The organism is Streptomyces sp. NPDC059443, from assembly GCF_042750105.1.
In the GTDB taxonomy this organism is placed as follows: domain Bacteria; phylum Actinomycetota; class Actinomycetes; order Streptomycetales; family Streptomycetaceae; genus Streptomyces.
This window is the reverse complement of record NZ_JBHYVM010000017.1, coordinates 141,158-147,157: the sequence shown is the minus strand read 5'-3', so window position 1 is coordinate 147,157 and position 6,000 is coordinate 141,158. Positions and strand designations below refer to the sequence as shown.

Genomic DNA, 6,000 nt, shown 5'->3' with positions numbered 1-6,000 from the left:
GGGCGGCGCCGCCCAGTTGCCCATACAGTCGATCAAGATCCTGCGGGTGTGGAAGGTGCCGCGCGAGTGGGCGCCCGCCCCGCGGGCCCCCCCCCCCTTCCCGTTTCCCGTTCAGCGGCGCAGCCCCACCGCGTCGCGGCGGGCCAGCGCGACGACCCGTTCCGCGCCCGCCAGCATCGCCGGGTCCACGAAACGGCCGTCGGCCAGGGCCACCGCGCCCGGGGTGCGGCGGGCCGCGGCCACGATCTCCTCGGCCGCCGTGACCTCGGCCGGACCGGGCAGATAGGCCCGCGCGATCACCGGGAGCTGGCGCGGATGGATCGCGGCGCGGCCCAGGAAGCCCAGCGCGCGGCCCCGGGCGCAGGAGGCGGCCAGCGCCTCCAGGTCCCGGATGTCGGGGAACACGGACTGGGCGGGCGGCGCCAGCCCGGCCGCGCGGGCCGCGACCACCACCCGGGAGCGCGGCCAGTCCAGGCCCGCCTCGGCGGTGATTCCGAGGTCGGCGCGCAGATCGGCCTCGCCCAGGGACAGCCCGCGCAGGGCGGGGTGCGCGCGGGCGATCTCGTAGGCCCGTTCCACGCCGACCGCCGATTCCAGCAGGGCGTACAGGGGCACCCCGCCGGTGCGTTCGGCGACGCCCGCGATCTGCTCGGGCGCGGAGATCTTGGGCAGGCGCAGGCCGGCGAGGCCGCGGAGCCCGCCGAGGGCGGTGAGGTCGGCGCCTCCCCAGGGGGAGTCGAGGGCGTTGACGCGGACGTGGACCGGGACTTGGTGGCCGTCGCCGAGGAGTTCGGCGGTGGCGGCGCGGGCGTACTCCTTGCGGGAGGCCGATACCGCGTCCTCCAAGTCCACGATGACGGCGTCTGCCCCGGCGCACAGGGCCTTGGTGACGACTTCCGGGCGGTCGCCGGGTACGTAGAGCCAGGTCAGGATCACAGGGCACCTTCGGTGCGGAGCTCGGCGATCTCGGCTTCGGTGAGGCCGAGTTCGGTGAGGACGGCCTCGGTGTCCGCGCCGTGCGGACGGCCCGCCCAGCGGATCGCGCCGGGGGTCTCGGAGAGGCGGAAGAGGACGTTCTGCATGCGGATCGGGCCGAGTTCGGGGTCCTCGACCTCGGTGACCGTGTCCAGGGCCGCGTACTGCGGATCGGCCATGACGTCCCGTACGTCGTAGACCAGGGCGACCGCGGCCTCTGCCTCCTCGAAGGCGGCCGTCACCTCGTCCGCCTTGTGACGGGCGATCCAGCCGCCGACCGCCTCGTCGAGGAGGTGCGCGTGCCCGGCCCGCCCGGAGCCCGTGGCGAACCAGGGCTCGCGGATCAGCTCGGGCCGGCCGACGAGCCGCATCACGCGCTCGGCGATGGACTGGGCGGAGGTGGAGACCGCCAGCCAGCGCCCGTCCGCGCTGCGGTACGTATTGCGGGGGGCGTTGTTCGTGGAGCGGTTGCCGGTGCGCGGCTGGACGTAGCCGAGCTGGTCGTACCAGAGCGGGTGCGGGCCCAGCACGGTCAGGATCGGCTCGATGATCGCCAGGTCCACCACCTGCCCGTGCCCGGTCCGGTCGCGGCCGGCGAGCGCCGTCATCACGGCGTACGCGGTGGTCAGCGCGGCGATCGAGTCCGCGAGCCCGAAGGGCGGCAGCGTCGGCGGGCCCTCCGGCTCCCCGGTGATCGCGGCGAAACCGCTCATCGCCTCCGCGAGGGTGCCGAATCCGGGCCGGTGGGCGTACGGGCCCTCCTGGCCGAAGGCCGTCACCCGGGTCAGGACCAGCCGCGGGTTGGCAGCGGACAGCTCGGGCCAGCCGAGGCCCCAGCGCTCCAGGGTGCCGGGGCGGAAGTTCTCGATGACCACGTCGGCGGTGGCGGCGAGGCGCAGCAGGGTGTCCCGGCCGCCGGGGGTGGACAGATCGAGGGTCATCGTCCGCTTGTTCCGGCCGAGCAGCTTCCACCAGAGGCCGATGCCGTCCTTGGCGGGGCCGTGGCCGCGCGAAGGGTCGGGGCGGCTCGGATGCTCGACCTTGACCACCTCGGCGCCGAAGTCGCCGAGGAGGGTGGCGGCGAGGGGGCCGGCGAAGAGGGTGGCCAGGTCGAGGACGCGGAGCCCTTCCAGGGGCGCGGGGCCTGGCCGGGCCGCTGTGGCGCGGGTCTCGGTCATCAGCGGATGTCCTGCCCCGCGGCGAACGCGACGATCTCGGCGCGGGCCGGCATCGAGTCCTGGGCGCCCGGGCGTTGGACGGACAGCGCGGCGGCGCACGAGGCCCAGGCGATGGCGTCGGGCATCGCGCGGCCCTCCTGTAGCCCCACGGCGAGCGCGCCGACGAAGGTGTCCCCGGCGGCGGTGGTGTCCACGGCCCGCACGCGGGGCGCGGGCACGGTCAGCGGCTCGCGGCCGCGGGCGGCGTACAGGGCCCCGGCGGCGCCGAGGGTGACGACCACCTCGGGCACGTCGCGGAGCAGGGCCGCGGCGGCCTGGTGGACGTCGGTGAGGCCGGTGAGGGCGGCGGCCTCGTGCTCGTTGGGCACCAACAGATCGGTGGCGGCGAGCAGTTCGGGCGGCAGCGGCTGGGCAGGGGCCGGGGTGAGGATCGTATGGACTCCGTGGGCGCGGGCCGCGAGGGCGCCTTCGAGCACGGCCTCCAGAGGGAGTTCGAGCTGGAGGAGCAGGGCGCCGGCGGCGCCGATTCGGGAGGCGTCTCCCGGCTCCAGGGCGGTGACCTGGGCGTTGGCGCCGGGGATGACGATGATGCTGTTGCCGCCCTCGTCGTCCACGGTGATGTGCGCGGTGCCGCTGGCGCCCTCGACGGTGCGCAGGGCCGCCGTTTCCACCCCGGCCGAGGCGAGCGCGGAGCGCAGCCGTACGCCGAACTCGTCCGCCCCGACCGCTCCGATCATCACCACCTCCGCTCCGGCGCGGGCGGCGGCGACGGCCTGGTTGGCGCCCTTGCCGCCGGGGGCGGTGCGGAACGCGCGGCCGGTGACGGTCTCGCCGAGGCGGGGGGCCTTGGAGACGTAGGCGACGAGGTCCATGTTGGTACTGCCGAGCACGGCGATGGCCGTCATGAGCGGGCTGCCTCCTGTGCGGTGAGGTGGGCGAGGGTGTCGAAGCCGATGCCGTCGAAGCCGGGGACGGTGGTGGCGAGGCGGTTCCCCAGCGGGGCGGTCCAGCGGTGGGGGATCTTGTCGGGTGATCCCATGATCAGTCCGGCGAGGGCGCCGGCGGTGGCGCCGTTGGAATCGGTGTCCCAGCCGCCGGACACGGCGCGGCAGATGGAGCGGGTGAAGTCCCCGTCCGCGTGGGTGAGCGCGGCGGCGATCAGCGCGGTGTTGGGGACGGCGTGGACCCAGTGGTAGTGGCCGTAGCGGGCGTGGAGCCGGTCGACGACCTCGTCGAACCCTTCGGCTTCCGCGGCCGCGGCCGCGGCCGTTCCGATCCCGAAGCGGACGGCCTCGGCGAGGCGGGACCGGGGCGGGACGACGGCCAGCCCGGCCCGCAGCGCGGTGTGGACGTCGGCCCGACCGGTGGCCGCGGTGGCGGTGGCGGCGGCGACGAACAGGGCGGCGTAGACCCCGTTGCCGGTGTGGGTCAGGGCCGCGTCCCGGTACGCCTGGGCCGCGGCGGCGGCCGGATCGCCCGGGTTGGTCCAGCCGTGGACGTCGGCCCGGATGAGGGCGCCGATCCACTCGCGGAACGGGTTGTGGTGGCTGGCGGTGGCGGGGGGCTCCAGCCCCTGGAGGAGGTTGCGGTACGCGACGCGCTCGGCGGTGAAGGTCCGTCCGGCCGGGAGCTCGTCGAGCCAGAGCCTTCCCAGGTCGGCGGTGGTGAACTCCCTCCCGTGGCGCTGGAGGAGCAGCAGGCCCAGGAGGGGGAAGTTGAGGTCGTCGTCCTCGGGGGTCCCGTCGATGTTCTCGGCGAGGGAGGTGGCGGCGGACCGGCGGTTCCACGGATGGGCGGCGAGCAGCTCGGCCGGGACCCCCTTCTCGGTGAACCAGTCGTCGAGGGGCCAGTTCCCGGCGGCTGCGGCGAGCGCCCGGATCCCGTGCAGCGGCAGCTTCTCCACGGGCTTCCCGAGCACGCACCCGGCGGCCCGCCCGACCCACGCGGCCTCCAGCCTGCGGCGCAGCGGGGTGTCGGCGGCGGGGGAGGGTCCCCCCACCCCGCCCCTTCCCGAAACCAGGGGCAAGCCCCTGGACCCCGGTCCCGGTCCCAGTCCCGGCCCCGGCCCCGGACCTGGCCCGGGTCCCGCTGCCGGCCAGGTGGCGGTGATGGCGGGCCAGGAGTCCGGTTCGGCGGCGGCCGCGGGCCGGGGCAGGGCCGCCAGGGCCGTCAGGAGGTCGGCCGCCAGCGCCCGGAGCTCCGGCGGGGCCGGGGCGGGGGAGGCTCCCGCCCGGGGCGGAGCCGGGTGCCCGCCCGCCGCGAGCCAGACCCGCAGCAGGGGCCGCGCGCCCTCGGCGCGGCCGTCCTCGGCGGCCTGCCGGAACTCGTGGCCGACCAGATCCTCCGGCTGCACCCAGGTGAGCCGCCCGACCCCACCGGGTCCGGACCGGGAGCCTGCCCCGGGCCCGGACCCGACCCCGACCCTGGCCCCGGGCCCGGCGGCGGGGCCCGCCCCGGGGCCCGCCCCCCCGGGGGGGGGCCCGGGGGGGGGGCTCCGCGTAGGTGGCCGTCAGGTGTTGCTGGTGCCCCAGTCGTCCTCGGCGGCGCCGTTGCCACCGACCCGCGCGCGCAGGCCCCGTACCCGCCCGGCCAGGGCGTCCGGCACGGCGTCGCCCACCTTTTCGCTCACCGCGGCGAAGGCCCTGCCGGCGAACTCGCGGCTGCTGTGACCTGCGGTCTCGGCGGCATTGCGGACGGCCGGACTCTGCGCGAGCTCGCGCGCGGACTTCTTCAACTGTTCATAACGCTCGCGCCCGGCCCGGGTCCCGAGCACGTACCCGAGGGCCAGTCCGACCGCGAACGTGACCTTGTACCGCATGCCTGTCACCCTTCGTCGTGTGGTGCCCGGCCTGCTGTCGATACCGATTGGCGGAGCACCCCCCTGCTTGCGCTAATCTATGACTCGCAACGGGCACTCGCCCCCCGGCCAGGCCGGAGGTGGGCTGTTCGGTGCAACGCAGCAATCCCCTGTAGCTCAATTGGCAGAGCAGCCGACTGTTAATCGGCAGGTTACTGGTTCGAGTCCAGTCGGGGGAGCGCGGTCCCCTGTAGCTCAATTGGCAGAGCAGCCGACTGTTAATCGGCAGGTTACTGGTTCGAGTCCAGTCGGGGGAGCAAGAGAGAACGAGGACCCCGTGTGGGTCCTTTTTCTTTTTCTGCCCCCGGTCCGGAACCGGGCAGGGCTCGAAACGGTCTCTCTGGGCAGGCGAAGCCGATCATGCGAGGCATCCGAGGCAGGAGATCGTATGAGCGGCTATGCTGCGGCAGACGGCGCGCACACATGTACGCGCCACGCCGTGAAGGGGCGGTAGCTCAGCCGGTTAGAGCAGCGGACTCATAATCCGTCGGCCGTGGGTTCGAGTCCCACCCGCCCCACCACCGCAGGTCAGAAGAAACCTTCTGACCTGCTGAAACGCTTCTTTTGCGGCCGTGGGATCCTCGGATCGGTGCAGCGATGGTGCAGCGATTCCTGCCCCCTGTACTCGCGCAAAGGGCTATGAGCTGGGGTTTTGTTCGATCCCTTGGTGGGATGGCTGGTTCTCGGCCCCACCCGCCCCACCGTCGTCGAAGCGTTCTGACGTGCCGGGAAGCCGAGGAGTCGTCGTTCGCTGCACGGAGCCTTCGTGGGCGGTAGCACGGCCGGTAGCTCGCTGATGTTACCTACGCAGTGAAATGGCGACCTCCCTGTGCTTGGAGTGGGAGCACTGCGGGCATCTCGGCTGCGGCGTAGGTCGCCGAGGGCCTCGTCGGTCCGCCTCCCGTGCCTGACCCGCGTCGACCCCGCGCCTGCGGCAATGGTCCGCCCCGGGGACCAGCGCCGCAATCACTCATCCCAGACCGCCCCGCG

The 6,000-nt window shown here is 74.5% G+C and carries 5 protein-coding genes and 3 tRNA genes; 3 read left to right on the top strand and 5 right to left on the bottom strand.

Going from position 1 to position 6,000, the window contains the following annotated elements; genetic code table 11:
- Window positions 1–111 precede the first annotated feature (111 nt).
- The 5 genes from ACFXDJ_RS18790 to ACFXDJ_RS18770 form a co-directional block, all read right to left on the bottom strand.
- A complete protein-coding gene (locus ACFXDJ_RS18790; RefSeq protein ID WP_384663739.1) occupies window positions 112–936 on the bottom strand; it encodes an HpcH/HpaI aldolase/citrate lyase family protein in 825 nt (274 codons plus the stop codon).
- Window positions 933–2,153: a CaiB/BaiF CoA transferase family protein gene (locus tag ACFXDJ_RS18785; protein ID WP_384663737.1), complete on the bottom strand. Its 1,221-nt coding sequence runs from the start codon at window positions 2,151–2,153 to the stop codon at window positions 933–935. Before ACFXDJ_RS18785 ends, ACFXDJ_RS18790 begins: the two co-directional genes overlap by 4 nt.
- Window positions 2,153–3,058 (bottom strand): ribokinase, encoded by a 906-nt coding sequence (gene rbsK / locus ACFXDJ_RS18780; RefSeq protein ID WP_384663735.1) that lies wholly within the window; start codon window positions 3,056–3,058, stop codon window positions 2,153–2,155. The genes ACFXDJ_RS18785 and rbsK overlap by 1 nt, the downstream gene beginning before the upstream one ends.
- Window positions 3,055–4,506, bottom strand: a complete 1,452-nt coding sequence (locus ACFXDJ_RS18775) for an ADP-ribosylglycohydrolase family protein (protein WP_384849670.1) — start codon at window positions 4,504–4,506, stop codon at window positions 3,055–3,057. Before ACFXDJ_RS18775 ends, rbsK begins: the two co-directional genes overlap by 4 nt.
- A 156-nt stretch (window positions 4,507–4,662) precedes the next feature.
- The gene (locus ACFXDJ_RS18770; RefSeq protein WP_384659760.1) at window positions 4,663–4,971 is read right to left on the bottom strand and encodes a YtxH domain-containing protein; all 309 of its coding nucleotides are present in this window, start codon (window positions 4,969–4,971) and stop codon (window positions 4,663–4,665) included.
- A 145-nt stretch (window positions 4,972–5,116) separates the two neighbouring features.
- Between ACFXDJ_RS18770 and ACFXDJ_RS18765 the strand changes: the two genes are divergently transcribed.
- The 3 genes from ACFXDJ_RS18765 to ACFXDJ_RS18755 all read left to right on the top strand — a co-directional run bounded on the left by ACFXDJ_RS18765 (window position 5,117) and on the right by ACFXDJ_RS18755 (window position 5,531).
- A tRNA-Asn gene (locus tag ACFXDJ_RS18765) sits at window positions 5,117–5,189 on the top strand.
- A gap of 5 nt (window positions 5,190–5,194) precedes the next feature.
- Window positions 5,195–5,267: transfer RNA gene (locus ACFXDJ_RS18760), tRNA-Asn, on the top strand.
- Between the two features lie 187 nt (window positions 5,268–5,454).
- Window positions 5,455–5,531, top strand: a tRNA-Ile gene (locus tag ACFXDJ_RS18755).
- Window positions 5,532–6,000 lie beyond the last annotated feature (469 nt).